Consider the following 20,894-nt stretch of genomic DNA (forward strand, 5'->3'; position numbering starts at 1 on the left):
GCGGTGGCCCCCTCGGTCACAGTCGCTTGACTCCCTTGATGCGTCCGGCCCGTGAGGCGCGGCCGCGGGCGGCCTTCACGCGCAGGCCGCCGCGCTGGTTGCCGATCCGCAGGCCGGTCCCGGAGGAGAGCCAGCCGGAGGCGACGTCGGCGCCGTTGCCCCCACCGGCGTCGGCGAGCGGATCGTTCTCGGCCCGGCGGGCCAGGGCCATGATGAGCGGCACGGTGAACGGGGCGAGGAGCAGGTCGTACACGGCCGCGGTGAACAGCAGGAACCCGAGGCCGACATGGCGGGCGGCGGTGTCGCCGACGAGGGCGCCGACGCCCGCGTAGAGCAGGGTGGAGCCGATGGCCGCGGCGACGACGACGGCCATGGGGCCGGTCGCGGAGGTGAGCCGGCCGTTGTCGGGGCGGGCGAGGCCGACCAGGTAGCCGATGACGCAGAGCACGAGGGCGTAGCGGCCGGCGGCGTGGTCGGCGGGCGGGGCCAGGTCGGAGAGGAGGCCCGCGGTGAAGCCGATGAGGGAGCCGCTGACCGGGCCGTAGACGAGGGCGAGGCCGACGACGGTGAGCAGGACGAGGTCGGGGACGGCGCCGGGGAGCTGGAGGCGGGCGAGGACCGAGACCTGGACGACGAGGGCGACCACGATCAGCGTGGCGGAGAGGAGGATCCGGTTGAACTTCACGGTGTCGCGTCCCCCTGGTCCTGCTGGTTCTGGTTCGGCTTCTCGCCCTGTCGCGTGCCGTCGGCCGGCTGCTGTCCGTCGGGTGGCGGCGGCGTGACCGTGACGGTGACGGTCGGGGCGGGCTTCGGCTTCTGCGGCAGCACCATGTCGCGGGGGTCGGAGCGCGGGGCCTGGACGACGACGCCGACGATGTCGAGCTTGGTGAAGCCGACGTACGGGCGGACGTAGATGTTGCGGGTGAGGCCGCCGCCCGCGGGGTCGACGCGGACGACCTCGCCGACGGGCACGCCGGGCACGAAGGGCTTGTCGGCGCGCGAGCCGAAGGTGACGAGCCGGTCGCCGGGCTTGACCTTGGCCTTGCCGTTGAGGAGCTGGACCAGGAGGGGGCTGTCGCCCTGCCCGGTGGCGAAGCCGAGTTCGTCGGACTTCTCCATGCGGGTGCCGACGGTGAAGTCGGGGTCGTTGGCGAGCAGGACCGTCGAGGTGGAGGGGCCGACGGTGGTGACGCGGCCGACGAGTCCCGAGCCGTTGAGCACGGTCATGTCCCGCTTGATGCCGTCGCGGGCGCCGACGTCGATGGTGACGGTCCAGGAGAAGCCCTGGGCCGCTCCTATGGCGATGACCTGGGCGCCCTTGATGCCGTACTGGCCGGCTCCGGCGGTCTTGAGCATGGTGTCGAGTTCGCGCAGCCGGTTGCGGTTGCGGTCGTCGCTGCCGAGCTCGGCCTTGAGCTCGGCGTTCTCCTTCTCCAGGGCGGCGATCCGGGTGTGCCGCTCTCCGGAGTCGCGGACCGCGCCTATGGCGTTGCCGATCGGATCGACGGCCGCCGCCACGCCGTTCTCGACGGGCCCGAAGACCGCGGCCGCGGCCTGTCGGGCACCGTCGACGGGTGACTCCTGGCCGCCGCGGATGTCCACCGTGATCAGTGCGAACGCGATGGCGATCAGCAGCACCAGGAGCAGCCGGCTCTCTCGTGTGTCCCTCACGTGCGGCGGCCGTGCCTTTCCTCGTGGTTCGTTGTGCAGATGTACGGGGTGGAGCGGGGTGCCTAGCGGCGCGGCTGGGCGTCCAGGACCTGCTGGAGCGCCTCGAACTCCTCGACGCACTTGCCGGAGCCCAGCGCCACCGAGTCCAGCGGGTCCTCGGCGATGTGGATCGGCATGCCGGTCTCGCGGCGGAGCCGCTCGTCGAGGCCGCGCAGCAGGGCGCCGCCACCGGTGAGAACGATGCCGCGGTCCATGACGTCACCGGAGAGCTCGGGCGGGCACTTGTCGAGGGTGGTCTTCACCGCGTCGACGATGGCGTTGACCGGCTCCTCGATGGCCTTGCGGACCTCGGCGGCGGAGATGACCACGGTCTTGGGCAGGCCGGAGACGAGGTCGCGGCCGCGAATCTCGGTGTGCTCGTCCTTGTCGAGGTCGTAGGCCGAACCGATGGTGATCTTGATCTGCTCGGCGGTGCGCTCACCGAGGAGGAGCGAGTACTCCTTCTTGATGTGCTGGATGATCGCGTTGTCGAGCTCGTCGCCGGCGACCCGGATGGACTGTGCCGTGACGATTCCGCCGAGGGAGATGACGGCGACCTCGGTGGTGCCGCCGCCGATGTCGACGACCATGTTGCCGGTGGCCTCGTGGACGGGGAGGCCGGAGCCGATGGCGGCGGCCATGGGCTCCTCGATGATGTGCACCTGGCGGGCGCCGGCCTGGGTCGAGGCCTCGATGACGGCGCGGCGCTCGACTCCGGTGATGCCGGAGGGCACGCAGACGACGACGCGGGGGCGGGCCAGGTAGCGGCGCTTGTGGATCTTGAGGATGAAGTAGCGGAGCATCCGCTCGGTGATCTCGAAGTCGGCGATGACGCCGTCCTTGAGCGGGCGGACGGCGACGATGTTGCCGGGCGTCCGGCCGATCATCTTCTTCGCCTCGGCGCCCACCGCGAGGATGCCGCCGGTGTTGGTGTTGATCGCGACGACGGACGGCTCGTTCAGAACGATGCCCCGACCCCTGACGTACACCAGCGTGTTGGCGGTCCCGAGGTCGACAGCCATGTCACGGCCGATGAACGACATTGAGTTCCCCTTGATTTCCCATGGCTGAGAATGGTGCGGCGATGGAGTTTTCCATCGTAGTGCCGCCCGCGCGGATGCCGCGCGTTGGTTCCATCTCTGTACCTGGTGACGGCAGGACGCGGCGATCCGTTCCCGGGATTGGCGTTCATATGCCTGGGGGCGACCGAAATTCCTTCGGTCGCCCCACAGGGTGCTTCGTTTGGCTGACTGCAAGTCAGATCGGAGCTGTCCGGATCAGACCAGGCCCGGGAAGAAGATCTTCAGCTCGCGGACCGCCGACTCCTCGGAGTCCGAGGCGTGGATCAGGTTCTCGCGGACGATGGTGCCGAAGTCGCCGCGGATGGAACCGGGGGCGGCGGCGATCGGGTCGGTCGGACCGGCGAGCTGGCGGACGCCCTCGATGACCCGCTCGCCCTCGACGACGAGCGCGACGACCGGGCCGGAGGACATGAAGCCCATCAGCGGCTCGTAGAACGGCTTGCCCTTGTGCTCGCCGTAGTGCAGCTCCAGGGTCTCCTGGTCCAGCTCGCGCAGCTCCAGGGCCGCCAGGGTCCAGCCGGCCTTGCGCTCGATACGGCCGATGATCTCGCCGATCAGGCCACGGCGGACGGCGTCGGGCTTCAGCAGGACGAGCGTGCGCTGGCTCACGGGGTGACTCCTTCGGAAAAGCGGTGTGCGGGACCTCCGAGGCTACAGGTCCCGCACGTGCTCCGATTACGCAGCGTCAGGCCCTGCCGAGCTCTGGGCGGCCTGGTGCGTGGCCCAGCTCGCCTTGATGCCGTCGATCCGTCGCCCGTAGTGAACGGAGGCCCACCACAGGCCGGCGAAGACCGCGCCGAGGAAGAACATGGTCGGCACGACGAAGCCGCTGAGGATCAGGCCGACCTGCAGGGCCCAGCCGAGCTGCACGCCGCCGGGGCGGGTGACCATGCCGCAGAGCAGCACCGAGAGGACCATCGCGACGCCGCAGACCCACCAGACGGTGGACAGGGCGAGGCTGTCGTCCTTCATGGCGACGAGCCCGGCGAAGCCGATGACGAAGAACTCGCCGATGAGGGTCGAGGAACAGAGCGTACGCATGGGATTCAGCGCCTCCGCAGCAGCAGCCGGGCGTCGCCGACCGTGAAGATCGAACCGGTGACGAGGACGCCCGCGCCGCCGTACTCCGCCTCTTCCTCCGCCAGGGTGATGGCGGCCTCGATGGCGTCGTCGAGGCGCGGCTCGACGACGACCCGGTCCTCGCCGAAGACCTCGACCGCGGTCGCGGCCAGCGCGTCCACGTCGGTGGCCCGCGGGTTGGAGTTCGCGGTGACCACGACCTCCGCGAAGATCGGCTCGAAGGCTTCGAGGAGCCCCCTGGCGTCCTTGTCGCCGCTGGTGGAGACCACGCCGATGAGCCGCGAGAAGCCGAAGGCCTCGCTGATGCCCTCCGCCGTGGCCAGGGCGCCGTGCGGGTTGTGCGCGGCGTCCAGGATGACCGTCGGGGAGGAGCGGACGACCTCGAGGCGGCCCGGCGATGCCACCTGGGCGAAGGCCCGGCGGACGGTGTCCACGTCGAGGGTCCTGGCGTGCTCGGCGCCGATCCCGAAGAAGGCCTCGACCGCGGCGAGCGCCACCACCGCGTTGTGCGCCTGGTAGGCGCCGTGCAGCGGCAGGAAGACGTTGTCGTACTCGCCGCCCAGGCCGCGCAGGGTGAGGAGCTGGCCGCCGACCGCGACCTCGCGGGAGACCAGGCCGAACTCCATGCCCTCGCGGGCCACCGTGGCGTCCGCCTCGACGGCCTTCTTGAGCAGGACCTGGGCCGCGTCCACCGGCTGCTGGGCCAGGATCACGGTCGCGCCCTGCTTGATGATCCCGGACTTCTCGCCGGCGATCTCGCCGGTCGTCCCGCCGAGCCGGTCGGTGTGGTCGAGGCCGATCGGGGTGACGACGGCGACGGAGCCGTCGATGACGTTCGTCGCGTCCCAGGTGCCGCCCATGCCGACCTCGACGACGGCCACGTCGACCGGGGCGTCCGCGAAGGCCGCGTACGCCATGCCGGTGAGGACCTCGAAGAAGGAGAGGCGGTACTCCTCGCGGGCGTCGACCAGCTCCACGTACGGCTTGACGTCCTGGTACGTCTCGATGAACCGCTCGGCGGAGATCGGGGCGCCGTCCAGGCTGATCCGCTCGGTGATGGTCTGCACGTGCGGCGAGGTGTACCGCCCGGTGCGCAGCTCGAAGGCGCCGAGCAGGGCCTCGATCATGCGGGCCGTGGACGTCTTGCCGTTGGTGCCGGTGATGTGGATCGAGGGGTACGCGCGCTGCGGCTCGCCCAGGACGTCCATCAGGGCCGCGATCCGGGCGACCGAGGGGTCGAGCTTGGTCTCGCCCCAGCGGGTGGACAGCTCGGTCTCGACCTCGCGGAGCGCCTTGTCGAGCTCCGGGTCCTCGGGACGGCTGGGCACGGGGTCGCCCTGCGGCGGGCCGCCCTGCGTCCGCAGCGTACGGCTGCCGGCCTCGATCACCGCGAGGTCGGGGTCTCTGTCTGTCTCGGCGTCGACGATGTCGTCGAACTGGTCATTCGGGTCGCTCGGCTCGCTCACGGGGCCCAGTCTACGGAGCGGCACCGACAGGACCATGGACCCACCCCTTTCGGGACTTTCGGCCCACCGTCCGCGGCAGCGGCCCGGCAAACTTGGCGATCATGGACATAGGGATCGACCTCGGCACGGCCAACACACTCCTCTACGCACGGGGCCAGGGCATCGTGCTCAACGAGCCGTCCGTGGTGGCGGTGCAGGAGGGCTCCCGGCAGGCGCTGGCGGTGGGCGCGGAGGCGAAGGAGACCATCGGCCGCACGCCGGGCTCGATCACCGCGATCCGCCCCCTGCGCGACGGCGTGATCAGCGACTACGAGGCGGCCGAGGAGATGATCCGGCACTTCGTCCGCAAGGCCGTGCCGGGCCGTCGGCGGCCCCGCACCCGGATGGTGGTCTGCGTGCCCAGCGGGGTCACCCAGGTCGAGCGGCGGGCGATCGTGCACGCCTCCCTCTCGGCGGGCGCCCGCGCGGTGCATCTGATCGAGGAGCCGATGGCGGCGGCGATCGGGGCCGGGCTGCCGGTCTCCGACCCGCGCGGCTCGATGGTGGTGGACATCGGCGGCGGTACGACCGAGGTGGCGGTGATCTCGCTCGGCGGGATCGTCACCGCCCAGTCGCTGCGCGTCGGCGGCGACCGGCTCGACACGGCCATCACCGACTTCGTGCGCAAGGAGCACTCGCTGCTGATCGGCGAGCGGACCGCCGAGGACGTCAAGGTCGCGATCGGCACGGCGTGGCCGGTGCCGGGCGGCGAGGAGCTGGAGCGCCGGACGTTCACCGTGCGCGGCCGGGAGAAGGTCAGCGGGCTGCCCCGGACGGTGGAACTGACGGTGCCCGAGATCAGGACGGCGCTCGACGAGCCGGTCGAGGCGATCATCGCGGCCGTCCGGGTGACCCTGGAGGAGTGCCCGCCGGAGCTCTCCGGCGACGTGATGGAGCACGGCATCGTGCTCACCGGCGGCGGGGCGCTGCTGCCCGGCCTCGACCTGCGGATGGCCTCCTCGACGGGCATCCCGGTCTTCGTCGCCGACCGCCCGCTGGACTGCGTGGCCCTCGGCTCGGGCCGGTGCGTGGAGGACTTCGACAGCCTCCAGCGCGTGATGGGGAAGGCGGAGACGGTCCGCTGAGCGGGGGTCTCGGGGGGGCCTCCGCCGCCGGGGGCCGAGGGGGCCCGCTACCGCCCGAGGCCCGTGGGGAGCAGGGCCGTCACCAGGTAGGAGCCGTCCTCGCGGCGGGCGTTCAGGGTGCCGCCCATGCTGGTGACGCGCTCCTCCATGGAGAGCAGGCCGGTGCCGGTGGAGACGGGGGCGGGGTCGGGCGGGGCGGTGGGCAGCGGGTTGCGGACCTCGATCCGCAGATCGGGGCCGGCCACGGTGATGGCGACGGCCACCGGGAGGCCGGGCGCGTGCTTGGCGGCGTTGGTGAGGCACTCCTGGACGACCCGGTGGACGGCGGCCTGGCGGAGCGGGGACAGCGCCTTGGCCTCCTCGGCGACCGTCAGCTCGACGGCGCCGCCCATCCGTTCGCTCTCCCGGGCGAGCGCGGCGAGCCCTTCGAGGCCGGGGGTGGCGGTGTCCCGGTCGGCGCGGCGCACGATGGTCTCGTTGAGCATGAGGTGGGCGCGCCGGGCGGTGTCCGCGAGTTCCTCGAAGTCCTTCTGGTGGGCCTCGCCCCTGGACCGTACGGCGAGCACCTCGGCCCGCACCGCGAGGACGGTGAGCTCGCGGCCGACGAGGTCGTGGACGTCGCGGCCGACGGAGATCCGCTCCTCCTGGACGGCCTCCCGGGCGACGGCGGCGCGGCGCTGGACCTCCAGGGCTCGGACGAGGTCCTGCCGGTAGGCGGCGATGCCGACGCCCGCCGCGAGGACGCCGATGGGGATGACGAGGCTGAGGAAGTCGCTGAGGGTCTCGCCGTGTTCGGCGGGCCAGCCGGGCGTCAGGAAGAGCCCGTACGCCACGGCGACGTACAGCAGGGTGGCGGCGACGGCGGCGCGGCGGCCGCGGAACCGGCCGATCGAGTACAGCGCGAACTGGATCATGGTGAGTTCGTGCAGCCAGCCCATCAGGCCGAGCGCCACCGCGTACGGCAGCCACGGCAGCCGTCGTCTGAGCACGAGGGTGGCCGCGCCGGCCGCGAGGACCAGGGTCGCGGTGACGCCGGTCAGGGAGTTGTCGGCGCGGGCGAGCCCCGGCACGTCGAGGACCATCAGGCCGAAGGCGCTGAGCGCGGCGACGACGTCGAGGGCGCGGGGCGAGACCGCCCACCGGTCCACGCAACGGCGGAGCGCGGGGACGGTGGGGAGGCGGAGCATGCCTTCCATCATCCAGGGTCTTTCGTCCCGGCGCCGTGGACCCGAAGTCCCATCTGGTGTGAGATCGGGCACTTCGCCCACATTGCTGTTTGACTCTGAAATGTGCACGAAGCATCCCAGGAGCAGCTGTCCTTCGCCGCCGCCCTCCTCGACTCCCTCCCGCAGGCGGCCCTCCTCCTCGACCGGGACCTGCGGGTCGTCCGCGTCAACCGGCGCCTCACCGCGCTCCTGCGGCTCGACGGCATCGACCTCTCCCCCGGGACGACCAGGGACGAGGTCGTGGACCGGCTCGCCGCGCTCCTCGACCGCCCGGAGGAGCGGGAGCGGCTCCTTGCGGAGAGCCGGACGTACGGGCCCGTCACCCACACGACCGACTACCACCTGCGGGACGGCCGGGTGCTGCGCCGCCGCCGCTCCCCCGTCCGCAAGGACGCCGACGACGAACACCACAGCCACCGGCACGGCGACGGCGGCCTCTACGGCCATCTGTGGCTGATCGAGGACGTCACCCGCCGGTGCGAGGCCGAGGACGGCCTGTACGAGCAGGTGCGGAAGCTCGCCGCGCTCGCCGACGAGCGGGCCGCCTTCGCCGGCCGGACCCTGCACGAGCTGCGGACCCCGCTCGCCACCGTCGAGAGCTTCGCCGAACTGCTCCTCGACCCGGTCGGCGGCCGGCTCGACCCGGAGCAGACCTCGTACGTGGACGCCATCCGCCGCAACGCGCTGCGCATGCGGTCGGTGACCGAGAACCTGCCCAAGGCGGCCGCAGGGGAGCCGCCCGCCGGGCCCCGGCTCGGCCGGGTCCACGTCCACGAACTCGTCGAGCGGGTGATCCTCGAAGCGCTCCAGCGGGCCGAGGGCCGGGGCCCGTACCTCGTCGCCGAGTGCCCGGCCGACGGCCCGGCGCTCGTCGCCGACGCCGGGCTGCTCACCGGCGCCCTGGAGGAGCTCCTCGGCAACGCGCTGCGCTTCACCCCGGAGGACGGCCGGGTCGAGCTGACCGCCATCCCGTTCGCCGACCACTGGACGATCCAGGTCAGGGACACCGGCATCGGCGTCCCCCTGGAGTACCACGAGGAGATCTTCACCCCGTTCGTCCGCGCGCCCAACGCCCGCCGCCAGGGCTTCCCCGGCACCGGCCTCGGCCTCGCGGGCGCCCTCGACGCCGTACGGCTCCACGGCGGGACCATCACCGTCCGCGACCGGCAGGGGCGGCCGGGCGCGGTCTTCACCGTGCGGCTGCCGACCGGCGGCCGCCGCCGCACCGGGGACGACGCGTGACCAGGCTGCTCGTCGTGGAGGACGACCCCGACCTCTGTCTGGCCCTGCGGATCCTGCTCGGCCGGCGCGGATACGAGGTGTCGGTGGCCGCCGACGGCCGCGAAGGGCTCCGGCTGCTCTTCGCCGAACGCCCGGCGCTGATGGTCCTCGACCTGCTGCTGCCCGAGCTCGACGGCTGGGAGGTCCTCGACCGCACCCGGGACATGTCCGACGTGCCGGTCCTCGTCCTGTCCGGGCTCGGCGCCGTCGACGACCGGGTGCGGGCGCTGCGCTCCGGCGCCGACGACTACCTCGTCAAGCCCTTCGCCAACCCTGAGCTCCTGGCCCGCGTCGAGGCCCTGCTCCGCAGGTCGGGGCCCCGGCGCTGGGCGGGCGAACCGGTCGAGGAGGACCTGCGGCTGGTCCCGGAGCGGCGGGCCGCGCTCTGGCAGGGCGGCGAGATCCGGCTCAGCGACATCGAGTACCGGCTGCTCCAGCTCCTGGTCCGCAACCGGGGCCGGGTCGTCACCACCGAGCAGCTCCTCGACCAGGTCTGGGACGACACCTCGGCCATCGGCCGCGACCGGGTGAAGTTCGCCGTGCTGCGCCTCCGCCGCAAGCTCCGGGCCGCCGGCGGCCCCTCCGCCCGCGACCCCCTGGAGGCCGTACGCGGCCTCGGCTACCGCTACGAGAGCACGGACCGTCCGGCCTCCCGCGGCGGCCCCCGCCGCGACCGGGCCTCCCGGTGACGGGCCTCACCCGGTAGTCGGGACGAAGGTCCCGGCCGGAGGTCCCGAGTGGGGTCCGGCGCGGCCACGGCTACCGTCGGGCAACCGTGCGCCACCGGAGCGCGCGACCGTGCCGGGTCACCGTCGACGGCATGAACACACTTCCGGCCCGCAGTGTCGCCGTCGTCCTCGGTACCCGCCCCGAACTGGTCAAGCTCGCCGAGCTGATCCGGGCCCTCGGCCCGGCCGCCCGGGTCGTCCACACCGGCCAGCACTACGACGACGCGCTCTCCGGCAGCTTCCTCGACGAGCTGGGGCTGCCCGAGCCCGAGTACCTCACCGGGGTCGGCGGGCAGCCCAGGGCCGTGCAGATCGCCGCCGCGCTCAGCGGCCTGGACGAGCGCTTCGCGGCCGAGCCGCCGCTCGCCGTCGTCGTCCAGGGCGACACCAACGCCGCCCTCTCCGGCGCCCTCGCCGCCAACGCCCGCTCGCTGCCGCTCGTCCACGTCGAGGCGGGCCTGCGCAGCCACGACCGGGCCATGCCCGAGGAGCACAACCGGGTGCTCATCGACCGGCTCGCCGACGTCCTGTGCGCCGCCACCCCCGACAACCGCGCGCTGCTGCTCGCCGAGGGGATCGCGGACGAGCGGATCGCCGTCACCGGCAACACCGTCGTCGAGGCCGTCCACGACCACCTCCCGCCGGCCGAGGAGCGGGCCCGGCTGCTCGCCGTCAGCGGCCTCGCCCCCGACGGTTACGTCCTGGCGACCGTGCACCGCCCGGAGAACACCGACGACCCGGCCCGCCTCGCCGCCGTCCTGGAGGAGCTGGCCGCGCTGGCCCGCGAACTCCCCGTCGTCCTCCCCCTCCACCCCCGCACCCGCGCCCGGATCGAGGCCGCCGGTCTGCTGCCGCTGCTGGACGGCCTGACCGTGCTGCCGCCGGCCGGCTACGGCACCTTCCTCGCCCTCGCCCGGCACGCGGCGCTGATCGTCTCCGACTCCGGCGGCATCCAGGAGGAGACGACGGTACTCGGCCGCCCCCTGGTGGTCGTCCGCCGTTCCACCGAACGCCCCGAGTCCCTCGCCGACTTCGCCGAGCTCGTCGAGCCGGGCCCGGCCATCGGCGAGGCGGCCCGCCGCCGGCTCGCGGAGGGCCCGCTCGGACTGCGCCGCCTGGCCGCGCTCCCCAGCCCGTACGGCGACGGCACCGCGTCCCACCGCATCGCGGAGCTCCTCGCGGACCTGGTAGCCGAGCGCGGCGCCCGCCCCTCGCCGCCGACCCCGCGCACCGCCGCGCCCGCCCCGGCGCACGCCACCGCGGCCTGAGCGCGCCCCACCTGCCCCACCCCGACTTCCGGAGACCCCGATGAGCTTCCTCCTCTACGTCTTCCCGTTCCTGCTGCTCGGCGGCTTCCTCGTCTACTGGGCGGGCGCACGGCACGCCTACGCCCGCCGCCGCCCGAACGAGCCCGGCGACCCGTCGGCGTACGACTGGCACTTCTTCGTCCCCTGCCGCGACGAGGAGGCCGTGATCGCGACGACGGTCACCCGGCTCCGCGCGGACTTCCCGGCCGCCCACGTCTGGGTCATCGACGACGCGAGCGACGACCTCACCGGCCCGATCGTCGCCTCGCTCGCCGGACGCGACCCGGCCGTCCACCTCGTCTCGCGCCACCGCCCCGACGCCCGCGTCGGCAAGGGCGCGGCCCTCAACGCCGCCTACGCGGCCCTGGACCGCCACCTCGACGAAGACGCCGACCGCTCGCGGGTGATCGTCTGTGTCGTCGACGCCGACGGCCAGGTCTCCCCCGACGCCCTGGCGCACGTCAGCGGCCCGGACGCGTTCGGCGACCCGGAGACGGGCGGCGTGCAGATAGGCGTGCGGATGCGGAACGTCGAGGACGAGCGCCCGCTCGCGCACCGGGGCCGGCCGGCGAACGCGTACGCCCGGCTCCTGATCCGCATGCAGGACGCCGAGTTCGCCGTCTCCAACACCGGCATGCAGCTGCTCCGCCGCCGGACCGGCTCGGTCGGCCTGGGCGGCAACGGCCAGTTCACCCGGCTCACCGCCCTGGACCGGATCGCGGCCGCCGAGCGCCGGCCGTGGCAGCGCGACGCGCTCCTCGAGGACTACGAGCTCGGCCTGCACATGCGCCTCGCCGGCTACCAGGTCACCCACGTCGCCGACACCTGGGTCAGCCAGGAGGCGCTGCCCTACACCCGCCGCTTCCTCACCCAGCGCACCCGCTGGGCCCAGGGCAACATCCAGTGCGTGCGCTACTCGGGCCGCATCGTCGGCTCCCGCCACTACAAGGCCGCCGGTGTCCTGGAATCGCTGTACACCTTCTTCCAGCCGATCGCCCATCTGGCGACGCTGGTCCTGACCGTGCTCATGCTGGCCGCCCTCGTCCTCGGCGGCACCACGGCCGACGTCCTGCTCTCCGCCTGGCCGCTGGCGCTCGCCCTGGGGATCGTCTCGGTCGTCCCCTTCCTCCTCTGGGGCCCCGTCTACCGCCGCGAGTTCGCCCCCGACCGCTCCCGCCTGACGGGCCTCCTGTGGGGCCTCGCGCTCTGGCTGTACGCGTACCACCTGTTCATCGTCTCGGCCCGCGGCTTCGTCCGGCTCCTCCGCGGCCGCACGGGCTGGGCGAAGACCCGCAGGAACGCCGAGACGGCGGGGGTGGGCCCGGTCGCCGTGGAGGCGTGAGAAGTACAGGGGCACGTACAGGGGTACGGGAAAGGGCCCGGAACCGTGATCGGTTCCGGGCCCTTCCGCGTACGGGCTACGCCGCCGGCAGGTTCGCCAACTGGCTCTGGATGCGGGCGATGTCCTCGTCCGCCTTGGCCAGACGGCCCTTGATCTTGTCCACGACGTTGTCCGGGGCCTTGGCGAGGAAGGCCTCGTTGCCGAGCTTGGCCTCGGCCTGCGCCTTCTCCTTCTCGGCGGCCGCGAGGTCCTTCGCGAGACGCTTCCGCTCGGCGGCCACGTCGATCGTGCCCGACAGGTCGAGCGCGACGGTCGCGCCGACGATCGGCAGCGAGGCGGTGGCCGAGAAGCCCTCGCCCTCCGGCTGGAGGCGCAGGATCTGGCGGATGGCCGCCTCGTGCGCGACGAGCGCGGTGCCGTCGAGCGTCAGACGGGCCGGGACCTTCTGGGCGTCCTGCAGGCCCTGCTCCTTGCGGAAGCGGCGGACCTCGGTGACGACCCGCTGGACCAGCTCGATCTCCTGCTCCGCGGCCTTGTCGCGGAAGCCCGAGTCCTTCGGCCAGTCGGCGATGACGAGGGACTCGCCGCCGGTGAGCGTCGTCCACAGGGTGTCGGTGACGAACGGGACGATCGGGTGCAGCAGGCGCAGCATGACGTCCAGGACCTCGCCGAGGACGCGGCCGGAGACCTTGGCGCCCTCGCCGCCCGCGAAGAACGTGGTCTTCGACAGCTCGACGTACCAGGCGAATACCTCGTCCCACGCGAAGTGGTAGAGCGACTCGCTCAGCTTCGCGAACTGGAAGTCCTCGTAGTACGCGTCGACCTGGGCGACCGTCTCGTTGAGGCGGGACAGGATCCAGCGGTCGGTCGCCGACATCTCGGAGGCGTCCGGCAGCGGGCCCTCGATCGTGGCGCCGTTCATCATCGCGAAGCGGGTCGCGTTCCAGATCTTGTTGGCGAAGTTCCGGGACGCCTGGACCCAGTCCTCGCCGATCGGGACGTCCGCGCCCGGGTTGGCGCCCTTGGCCAGGGTGAAGCGGACGGCGTCGGAGCCGTACGCGTCCATCCAGTCCAGCGGGTCGACCGCGTTCGGGTTGGACTTCGACATCTTCTTGCCGAACTCGTCGCGGACGAGACCGGTCAGGGCGACGGTCTTGAACGGGACCTCGCCGTCCATCGCGTACAGGCCGAACATCATCATCCGGGCGACCCAGAAGAAGATGATGTCGTGGCCGGTGAGCAGGACGTCGGTCGAGTAGAACTTCGCCAGGTCCGGGGTCTTCTCCGGCCAGCCGAGCGTGGAGAACGGCCACAGGCCGGAGGAAAACCAGGTGTCCAGGACGTCGGGGTCCTGGGTCCAGCCCTCGGCCTCGGTGCCCGGCGGCTCCTCGTCGGGTCCGACGCAGACGACCTGGCCCTCGGGGCCGTACCAGATCGGGATGCGGTGGCCCCACCACAGCTGGCGCGAGATGCACCAGTCGTGCATGTTGTCGACCCAGTCGAAGTAGCGCTTGGAGAGCTCCTTCGGGTGGATCTCGACGGAGCCGTCGCGGACGGCGTCGCCGGCGGCCTGCGCGAGCGGGCCGACCTTGACCCACCACTGCATCGACAGGCGCGGCTCGACGGTCGTCTTGCAGCGCGAGCAGTGGCCGACGGAGTGCATGTACGGGCGCTTCTCGGCGACGATCCGGCCCTGCTCCTTGAGCGCGCCGACGATCGCCGAGCGGGCCTCGAAGCGGTCAAGACCGAGGAAGGGGCCGTGGACGGTGATGACGCCGTGCTCGTCCATGACCGTCAGGGACGGCAGGTCGTGGCGGCGGCCGATCTCGAAGTCGTTCGGGTCGTGCGCCGGGGTCACCTTGACGGCGCCGGTGCCGAACTCCGGGTCGACGTGGGTGTCGGCGACGACCGGGATGGTGCGGTCGGTCAGCGGCAGCTTGATCTGCTTGCCGACCAGGTGCTTGTACCGCTCGTCGTCCGGGTGGACGGCGACGGCCGTGTCACCGAGCATCGTCTCGGCCCGGGTCGTGGCGACGACCAGGGAGTCGTCACCCTCGCCGTAGCGGATGGAGACGAGCTCGCCGGCGTCGTCCTGGTACTCGACCTCGATGTCGGAGATGGCCGTCAGACAGCGCGGGCACCAGTTGATGATGCGCTCGGCGCGGTAGATCAGCTCGTCCTCGTAGAGGTCCTTGAAGATCTTCTGGACGGCCTTGGAGAGGCCCTCGTCCATGGTGAAGCGCTCGCGGGACCAGTCGAGACCGGCGCCGAGGCGGCGCAGCTGGCCGAGGATCCGGCCGCCGTACTCGTCCTTCCACTGCCAGACGCGCTCGACGAACTCGTCACGGCCCAGGTCGTGGCGGGACTTGCCCTCCTCGGCGAGCTGCTGCTCGACCTTGTTCTGGGTCGCGATGCCGGCGTGGTCCATGCCCGGCAGCCAGAGCGTCTCGAAGCCCTGCATCCGCTTGCGGCGGGTCAGGGCGTCCATCAGCGTCACCTGGAAGGCGTGGCCCAGGTGGAGGGCGCCGGTGACGTTCGGCGGCGGGATGACGATGGTGTACGGAGGCTTCTCGCTCTTCGCGTCGGCCTCGAAGTAACCGCGCTCTACCCAGCGCTCGTACAGCTCCCCCTCTACCTCGGCCGGCGCGTAGGTCGTCGGCAGTTCGGTGGTGGGCGCTGTCTGATGCTGAGTGTTCTCGGTCACGGGGCCAGTTTAGGGGTGTACCGGCCATGTGCCGAAACGCTTTGGTTCGGTAACGGTGTGGCCCCCGCCGCACCCCACGGTGATCGCTTCCGCCAGGATGTTCGGCAGACATAAACATCCTGTGAGGGGAACCTGTCGATGAGCTACAACCAGCCCGGCCCCTACGGCGGCCAGCAGCCCCAGCAGCCCGGCCCTTACGGCCAGCCGGGCCCGTACGGCGGCCAGCCGCAGCAGCCGGGCCCGTACGGCCAGCCGCAGGCTCCCCAGCCCGGTTACGGGTACCCCCAGCAGGCCCCGCAGGGCGTCCCGCCCCAGCAGCCCCCCTACGGCTACCCCCAGCAGCCCCAGCAGCCGAACCCGTACGGCCAGCAGCCGCAGTACGGCGCCCCCCAGGGCCCCGGCGGCTACGTCCCCCACCCCCCGGCCCCCAAGAAGTCCAAGGCCGGCTGGATCATCGCCTCCGTCGCCGTCGTCGCCGCGATCGGCGTCGGCGCGTACTTCCTGCTCGGTGGCGGCGGCGCCTCCGTCGCGGACGACGGCCCGCACAAGCTGATCACGCCGGAGACGGTGCTGACCGAGTACAAGAAGGCCCCCGACAAGGGGAAGGCGAGCGGCGACGACTCCCTCAAGGAGGCCGAGAAGAACGGCGTCAAGAACGCCCAGCAGGTCAAGGCCGGCTACCAGGTGGAGAACAAGGCCAACCCGCTCGCGAGCAAGATGATCTCCTTCAACGGTCTCTACGGCGAGATCGAGGACCCGGAGAAGGTCGTCGACGCCATCTTCGCCAGCGCCAAGGCCGAGGCCGACAAGGACGCCGGCAAGGGTGACGCGCCCCAGCTGGAGGGCAGCCCCCAGTCGTACGAGCCGGCCGATCTCGACGGCGCGGTCCTGAAGTGCCAGCAGGCCAAGACGAAGGCGGACGCCTCCACCGGCGCGCCCTCGTTCACCATCCCGATGTGCGTGTGGGCCGACCACAGCACCGTGGGCTTCGTCGTCCCGGTCGACATGGCCTCGATGATGGCCGGCAAGGGCGGCTCCGCCGAGGAGGCCGCCGCCATCACCGCCAAGCTCCGCAAGGAAGTCCGCGTCAAGCTCTGACCCGCGGCCCGCACACGGAGAAGGGGCGCCCGGCCGGTCCGGCTGGGCGCCCCTTCTGTGTCCGATTCACGTCCCTGCGGCTCAGGCCGACTTCTCGTGCCTGCCGTCGTTCTTGACGATCCGCGGGACCAGCGTCGGGTTGACGTTGTTGCGGACGACGTCGGCGGTGATGACGACGCGGGCGACGTCCTTGCGGGACGGGACCTCGTACATCACCGACTGGAGGACTTCCTCCATGATGGCGCGCAGACCGCGCGCGCCGGTGCCGCGGAGGATCGCCTGGTCGGCGATGGCCTCAAGGGCGGGGCGGTCGAAGTCCAGCTCCACACCGTCGAGTTCGAAGAGGCGCTGGTACTGCTTGACCAGTGCGTTGCGCGGCTCGACGAGGATCTGGAGGAGCGCCTCGCGGTCCAGGTTGTGGACCGAGGTGAGGACGGGGAGGCGGCCGATGAACTCCGGGATCATCCCGAACTTCACCAGGTCCTCCGGCATGACCTCCTGGAACTGGTCGCTCGCCTCGATCTCGCGCTTGGAGCGGATGGTCGCCCCGAAGCCGATGCCCTTGGCGCCCGCCCGCGACTCGATGATCTTCTCGAGGCCGGCGAAGGCGCCGCCCACGATGAAGAGCACGTTCGTCGTGTCGATCTGGATGAACTCCTGGTGCGGGTGCTTCCGTCCGCCCTGCGGCGGTACGGAGGCGGTGGTGCCCTCCAGGATCTTCAGCAGGGCCTGCTGCACGCCCTCGCCGGAGACGTCTCGCGTGATCGACGGGTTTTCGCTCTTACGGGCGACCTTGTCGATCTCGTCGATGTAGATGATCCCGGTCTCGGCCTTCTTGACGTCGTAGTCGGCCGCCTGGATCAGCTTCAGCAGGATGTTCTCGACGTCCTCGCCGACATAGCCGGCCTCCGTCAGCGCCGTCGCGTCGGCGATGGCGAACGGGACGTTGAGCATGCGGGCCAGGGTCTGCGCGAGCAGCGTCTTCCCGGAGCCCGTGGGGCCGAGCAAAAGAATGTTGGACTTGGCCAGTTCGATGGCGTCGTCCCGGCCCTGCGCGCCGCCGTTCTCGCCGGCCTGGACGCGCTTGTAGTGGTTGTACACCGCGACCGAGAGGGCCTTCTTCGCGGGCTCCTGCCCGACGACGTACCCCTCGAGGAACTCGTAGATCTCGCGGGGCTTGGGGAGTTCCTCCCAGCGCACCTCGCTCGTCTCCGCGAGTTCTTCCTCGATGATCTCGTTGCAGAGGTCGATGCACTCGTCGCAGATGTACACACCGGGTCCCGCGATGAGCTTCTTCACCTGCTTCTGGCTCTTTCCGCAGAACGAGCACTTGAGCAGGTCGCCGCCATCACCGATGCGTGCCACGAGGTGCTTCCCCTTCGCCTGGGAGTGCTTGGTTCAGCGACTCCTGGTGCCTCATATTCGACGGTACCTTGCCGGGCCCCTCGTTCGGGCCCCCCTTGGCACGGTTCACATGGTCGCGATTCGGCCACGCGGACCGTGCCAGGGGAAGGTCGGGCGTCAGTGTGCCGCGGCGGCCGTGCTCTTGCGGGTCGAGACGATCTGGTCGACCAGGCCGTACGCGAGGGCGTCCTCGGCGGTCAGGATCTTGTCGCGCTCGATGTCGTCGCGGATCTTCTCGATCGGCGTGGAGGAGTGCTTGGCCAGCATCTCCTCGAGCTGGCTGCGCATGCGCAGGATCTCGTTGGCCGCGATCTCCAGGTCGGAGAGCTGCTCACGGCCGGTGCCGCCGGACGGCTGGTGGATCAGCACGCGGGCGTTCGGCAGGGCCATCCGCTTGCCGGGGGTACCGGCGGCGAGCAGCACGGCCGCGGCGGAGGCCGCCTGGCCCATGCAGACCGTCTGGATGTCCGGCTTCACGAACTGCATGGTGTCGTAGATCGCCGTCAGCGCGGTGAAGGAGCCACCGGGGCTGTTGATGTAGATCGAGATGTCGCGGTCCGGGTCCATCGACTCCAGGCACAGCAGCTGCGCCATGACGTCGTTGGCGGAGGCGTCGTCGATCTGCACGCCGAGGAAGATCACGCGCTCCTCGAAGAGCTTCGCGTACGGGTCGTACTCGCGCACGCCCTGCGAGGTGCGCTCGACGAAGCGGGGCACGACGTAGCGGTTGTCCATCGGCGCGCCGGTGTAGAGGCCGCTCGCGGAGAGGTTGTTAAGCATCGGGGTGTTCACCGTCCTGGTGGCGTTCGGCGGAGGTCTTGGGCTCTTCGGCGGCCGGCGCTCAGGCGCCCGTGCCGCCGCCGCCCGGAACACCCGCGGCGTGCGTGATGATGTCGTCGATGAGGCCGTACTCCTTGGCCTCCGCCGCGGTGAACCAGCGGTCGCGGTCGCCGTCGCGGATGATCGCCTCGACGGTCTGGCCGGAGTGCTGCGCGGTGATCTCGGCCATGCGCTTCTTCGTGCGAAGGAGGTACTCGGCCTGGATCTTGATGTCGGAGGCCGTACCGCCGATGCCGGCGGAGCCCTGGTGCATCAGGATGTCGGTGTTCGGCAGCGCGAAGCGCTTGCCGGGGGCGCCGGCGGTGAGCAGGAACTGGCCCATGGAGGCCGCCATGCCCATACCGATGGTGACGACGTCGTTCGGGATGAACTGCATGGTGTCGTAGACGGCCATGCCGGCCGTCACCGAGCCGCCGGGGCTGTTGATGTACAGGAAGATGTCCTTCTCCGGCTCGGCGGCCAGGAGGAGCATCTGGGCGGTGATCTTGTTGGCGATCTCGTCGTCGACCTGCTGGCCGAGGAAGACGATGCGCTCGCCGAGGAGCCGGTTGTAGACATGGTCGCCGAGGCCGCCACCGATGGACGGCTCACCCGCGGCGTAAGGCTTCAGATTCGTCACGTATCCACCTGCTCGTCTCCGACGGCCCGGGCCGTCTCAGCGTCTCGTTCAGAGGGCACTGCCCTCGTATTCATGGACCCTAACGCGCAGGTAGGACAACGCCATCCCGGTTCCCGAACTGTTCGCTGGGAGCGCAAGGTAGTTGGGGGCGTGTAACGGGTCCGCGTACGCCCACGGGCCCGTGCGCACAGCAGTGCGTACGGGCCCGTGGGACGGGGTGCCGCGCCGGGGCGCGGAGCCGCTTACTTGTCCTCGGAGACCTCGGCCTCGCCGGTGACGGCCTCGACGGCCTCGGCGGCGGTCTCGACCTCGTCCTCGTCGTCGGAGAGGTCGACGACCTCACCGTTGGTGTCGGTGACCTTGGCGGCCTCGACGACGACCGCGAGGGCCTTGCCGCGGGCGACCTCGCCGACGAGCATCGGCACCTGGCCGCCCTGGGCCACGGCCTGGGCGAACTGGTCGGGGCTCATGCCGGAGGAGGCGGCACGGCGGAACAGGTGCTCGGTGAGCTCCTCGCGGGAGACGTCGAGCTTCTCCTTGTTGACGAGCTCATCGAGGATGAACTGCGTCTTGATGCCCTTCTCGGCCTGCTCCTTGGTCTCGGCCAGGAACTCTTCCTCGGTCTTGCCCTGGATCTCCAGGTACTTCGCGAGGTCGAGGCCCATCTGGCCGAGCTGGTGGTGCTCCAGGTTGTGCTTGCGGGTGTTGATCTCGTCCTCGAGAAGCTTCTCGGGCATCGGGACCTCGACCAGCTTGAGGAGCTCGTCGAGGACGCGCTCCTGGGCCTGGGTGGCCTGGTCGAACTGCTTCATGTTCTCGAGGCGCTTGCGGCTGTCGGCCTTGAGCTCGTCGAGGGTGTCGAACTCCGAGGCCAGCTGCGCGAACTCGTCGTCCAGCGCGGGGAGCTCACGGGCGGCGACGGTGGTGACCTTGACGGTGACCTCCGCGTCCTTGCCCTCGGCGGAGCCGCCCTTCAGCTGCGAGGTGAAGGTGGCCTCGCCACCGGCCTCCAGGCCCTTGACGGCCTCGTCGATGCCGTCGAGCAGCTCGCCTGAGCCGATGGTGTACGAGACGTCCGAGGCGACGCCGTCGGGCAGCACCTCGCCGTCGACCTTGGCCTCCAGGTCGATGGTGACGACGTCGCCGTCCTGGGCGGCGCGCTCGACCGGGGAGGTCGACGCGAAGCGCTCGCGGAGCTGCTCCACGGACTTCTCGACGTCCTCGTCGGTGACCTCGACCGCGTCGACGGTGACCTCGATGCCGGAGTAGTCCGGGATCTCGAGGGCCGGGCGGATGTCGACCTCGGCGGTGAAGGCCAGCAGCTCGCCGTCCTTCAGCTCGGTGATGTCGACCTCGGGCTGGCCCAGCGGGTTGACCTCGGCCTCGTTGACGGCCTCGGTGTAGAACTTCGGGAGCGCGTCGTTGACGGCCTCCTCCAGCACGGCGCCGCGGCCGAACCGCTGGTCGATCACGCGAGCCGGGATCTTGCCCTTGCGGAAGCCCTTGACCGTGACCTGCTGGTTGATCTTCTTGTACGCCGCGTCGAGGCTGTCCTTGAGCTCCTCGAAGGGCACCTCGACAGTGAGCCGAACCCGGGTCGGGTTCAGGGTCTCCACGGCGCTCTTCACGGTTCGGTCTCCTTGTGGCTGATTCCTGGAATCCGCCGATACCGCGTCCAGCGGCTCCGGCGGCTCGGCCCGGTCAGAAAGACACACGGGCACGCAGCTTGCATAGTAACCGCAAGCGGGGAGGCGGCCACAACGTGATCAAGGACGCCGTTGGCCGGCGCGTGATCGTCATGGTCGGGGTGGCGGGATTTGAACCCACGGCCTTCCGCTCCCAAAGCGGACGCGCTACCAAGCTGCGCCACACCCCGTCGGTGC

At 71.3% G+C, this 20,894-nt stretch carries 18 protein-coding genes and 1 tRNA gene; 6 read left to right on the top strand and 13 right to left on the bottom strand.

Features of this window, described 5'->3' with window-relative positions; genetic code table 11:
* Positions 1-16 precede the first annotated feature (16 nt).
* From mreD to folC, 6 genes are all read right to left on the bottom strand, one after another.
* Positions 17-685 carry a rod shape-determining protein MreD gene (mreD, locus tag ACZ7G1_RS20640; RefSeq protein ID WP_470872977.1) on the bottom strand — a complete coding sequence of 223 codons (669 nt, stop codon included), beginning with the start codon at positions 683-685 and terminating at the stop codon, positions 17-19.
* Positions 682-1,671 (bottom strand): rod shape-determining protein MreC, encoded by a 990-nt coding sequence (gene mreC, locus ACZ7G1_RS20645; protein ID WP_470872975.1) that lies wholly within the window; start codon positions 1,669-1,671, stop codon positions 682-684. Before mreC ends, mreD begins: the two co-directional genes overlap by 4 nt.
* Before the next feature lie 62 nt (positions 1,672-1,733).
* On the bottom strand, positions 1,734-2,753 hold the full coding sequence (locus ACZ7G1_RS20650) for a rod shape-determining protein (RefSeq protein WP_017239313.1): 1,020 nt from the start codon (positions 2,751-2,753) through the stop codon (positions 1,734-1,736).
* 234 nt (positions 2,754-2,987) lie between these two features.
* Positions 2,988-3,401 (bottom strand): nucleoside-diphosphate kinase, encoded by a 414-nt coding sequence (ndk, locus tag ACZ7G1_RS20655; protein WP_470872973.1) that lies wholly within the window; start codon positions 3,399-3,401, stop codon positions 2,988-2,990.
* A gap of 66 nt (positions 3,402-3,467) precedes the next feature.
* A complete protein-coding gene (locus ACZ7G1_RS20660) occupies positions 3,468-3,833 on the bottom strand; it encodes a DUF4233 domain-containing protein (RefSeq protein ID WP_470872972.1) in 366 nt (121 codons plus the stop codon).
* A 5-nt stretch (positions 3,834-3,838) separates the two neighbouring features.
* On the bottom strand, positions 3,839-5,374 hold the full coding sequence (folC, locus tag ACZ7G1_RS20665) for a bifunctional tetrahydrofolate synthase/dihydrofolate synthase (protein ID WP_470872970.1): 1,536 nt from the start codon (positions 5,372-5,374) through the stop codon (positions 3,839-3,841).
* Positions 5,375-5,439: 65 nt separating this feature from the next.
* Between folC and ACZ7G1_RS20670 the strand changes: the two genes are divergently transcribed.
* Positions 5,440-6,462: a rod shape-determining protein gene (locus ACZ7G1_RS20670; protein ID WP_470872968.1), complete on the top strand. Its 1,023-nt coding sequence runs from the start codon at positions 5,440-5,442 to the stop codon at positions 6,460-6,462.
* Positions 6,463-6,509: 47 nt separating this feature from the next.
* Here ACZ7G1_RS20670 and ACZ7G1_RS20675 read toward each other — a convergent pair whose 3' ends face one another.
* On the bottom strand, positions 6,510-7,649 hold the full coding sequence (locus tag ACZ7G1_RS20675; RefSeq protein WP_470872966.1) for a sensor histidine kinase: 1,140 nt from the start codon (positions 7,647-7,649) through the stop codon (positions 6,510-6,512).
* Positions 7,650-7,751: 102 nt separating this feature from the next.
* On the opposite strand from ACZ7G1_RS20675, the gene ACZ7G1_RS20680 reads away from it, so the two are divergent.
* From ACZ7G1_RS20680 to ACZ7G1_RS20695, 4 genes are all read left to right on the top strand, one after another.
* On the top strand, positions 7,752-8,930 hold the full coding sequence (locus ACZ7G1_RS20680) for a PAS domain-containing sensor histidine kinase (RefSeq protein ID WP_470872964.1): 1,179 nt from the start codon (positions 7,752-7,754) through the stop codon (positions 8,928-8,930).
* On the top strand, positions 8,927-9,658 hold the full coding sequence (locus tag ACZ7G1_RS20685) for a response regulator transcription factor (RefSeq protein WP_470872962.1): 732 nt from the start codon (positions 8,927-8,929) through the stop codon (positions 9,656-9,658). The genes ACZ7G1_RS20680 and ACZ7G1_RS20685 overlap by 4 nt, the downstream gene beginning before the upstream one ends.
* A gap of 131 nt (positions 9,659-9,789) precedes the next feature.
* Positions 9,790-10,965 carry a non-hydrolyzing UDP-N-acetylglucosamine 2-epimerase gene (gene wecB, locus ACZ7G1_RS20690; protein WP_470872960.1) on the top strand — a complete coding sequence of 392 codons (1,176 nt, stop codon included), beginning with the start codon at positions 9,790-9,792 and terminating at the stop codon, positions 10,963-10,965.
* A gap of 40 nt (positions 10,966-11,005) precedes the next feature.
* A complete protein-coding gene (locus ACZ7G1_RS20695; RefSeq protein ID WP_470872959.1) occupies positions 11,006-12,346 on the top strand; it encodes a glycosyltransferase family 2 protein in 1,341 nt (446 codons plus the stop codon).
* A 76-nt stretch (positions 12,347-12,422) separates the two neighbouring features.
* Here the strand turns inward: ACZ7G1_RS20695 and ACZ7G1_RS20700 are convergent, their stop codons facing one another.
* The gene (locus ACZ7G1_RS20700) at positions 12,423-15,050 is read right to left on the bottom strand and encodes a valine--tRNA ligase (RefSeq protein WP_470872957.1); all 2,628 of its coding nucleotides are present in this window, start codon (positions 15,048-15,050) and stop codon (positions 12,423-12,425) included.
* A gap of 138 nt (positions 15,051-15,188) precedes the next feature.
* On the opposite strand from ACZ7G1_RS20700, the gene ACZ7G1_RS20705 reads away from it, so the two are divergent.
* Entirely contained in the window at positions 15,189-16,148 is a 960-nt protein-coding gene (locus ACZ7G1_RS20705; RefSeq protein WP_470872955.1) for a hypothetical protein, read from the top strand.
* Between the two features lie 81 nt (positions 16,149-16,229).
* On the opposite strand, the gene clpX is transcribed toward ACZ7G1_RS20705, so the two are convergent.
* The 5 genes from clpX to ACZ7G1_RS20730 all read right to left on the bottom strand — a co-directional run bounded on the left by clpX (position 16,230) and on the right by ACZ7G1_RS20730 (position 20,887).
* Entirely contained in the window at positions 16,230-17,513 is a 1,284-nt protein-coding gene (clpX, locus tag ACZ7G1_RS20710; protein ID WP_015033605.1) for an ATP-dependent Clp protease ATP-binding subunit ClpX, read from the bottom strand.
* Positions 17,514-17,669: 156 nt separating this feature from the next.
* Positions 17,670-18,332 carry an ATP-dependent Clp protease proteolytic subunit gene (locus ACZ7G1_RS20715; protein ID WP_470872954.1) on the bottom strand — a complete coding sequence of 221 codons (663 nt, stop codon included), beginning with the start codon at positions 18,330-18,332 and terminating at the stop codon, positions 17,670-17,672.
* 61 nt (positions 18,333-18,393) lie between these two features.
* Positions 18,394-19,011: an ATP-dependent Clp protease proteolytic subunit gene (locus ACZ7G1_RS20720; RefSeq protein WP_470872952.1), complete on the bottom strand. Its 618-nt coding sequence runs from the start codon at positions 19,009-19,011 to the stop codon at positions 18,394-18,396.
* A 242-nt stretch (positions 19,012-19,253) separates the two neighbouring features.
* A complete protein-coding gene (tig, locus tag ACZ7G1_RS20725; RefSeq protein ID WP_470872951.1) occupies positions 19,254-20,639 on the bottom strand; it encodes a trigger factor in 1,386 nt (461 codons plus the stop codon).
* A gap of 171 nt (positions 20,640-20,810) precedes the next feature.
* A tRNA-Pro gene (locus ACZ7G1_RS20730) sits at positions 20,811-20,887 on the bottom strand.
* Between the last annotated feature and the right edge of the window lie 7 nt (positions 20,888-20,894).

The organism is Streptomyces sp. NPDC037273, assembly GCF_055603625.1.

Excerpts from the sequence above, each read along its gene's own strand:
- ACZ7G1_RS20650 (WP_017239313.1), bottom strand. The coding sequence starts at position 2,753 with ATGTCGTTCATCGGCCGTGACATGGCTGTCGACCTCGGGACCGCCAAC.
- ACZ7G1_RS20660 (WP_470872972.1), bottom strand. The coding sequence starts at position 3,833 with ATGCGTACGCTCTGTTCCTCGACCCTCATCGGCGAGTTCTTCGTCATC.
- folC (WP_470872970.1), bottom strand. The coding sequence starts at position 5,374 with ATGGTCCTGTCGGTGCCGCTCCGTAGACTGGGCCCCGTGAGCGAGCCG.
- ACZ7G1_RS20670 (WP_470872968.1), top strand. The coding sequence starts at position 5,440 with ATGGACATAGGGATCGACCTCGGCACGGCCAACACACTCCTCTACGCA.
- ACZ7G1_RS20675 (WP_470872966.1), bottom strand. The coding sequence starts at position 7,649 with ATGCTCCGCCTCCCCACCGTCCCCGCGCTCCGCCGTTGCGTGGACCGG.
- wecB (WP_470872960.1), top strand. The coding sequence starts at position 9,790 with ATGAACACACTTCCGGCCCGCAGTGTCGCCGTCGTCCTCGGTACCCGC.
- ACZ7G1_RS20695 (WP_470872959.1), top strand. The coding sequence starts at position 11,006 with ATGAGCTTCCTCCTCTACGTCTTCCCGTTCCTGCTGCTCGGCGGCTTC.
- ACZ7G1_RS20705 (WP_470872955.1), top strand. The coding sequence starts at position 15,189 with ATGAGCTACAACCAGCCCGGCCCCTACGGCGGCCAGCAGCCCCAGCAG.
- ACZ7G1_RS20715 (WP_470872954.1), bottom strand. The coding sequence starts at position 18,332 with ATGCTTAACAACCTCTCCGCGAGCGGCCTCTACACCGGCGCGCCGATG.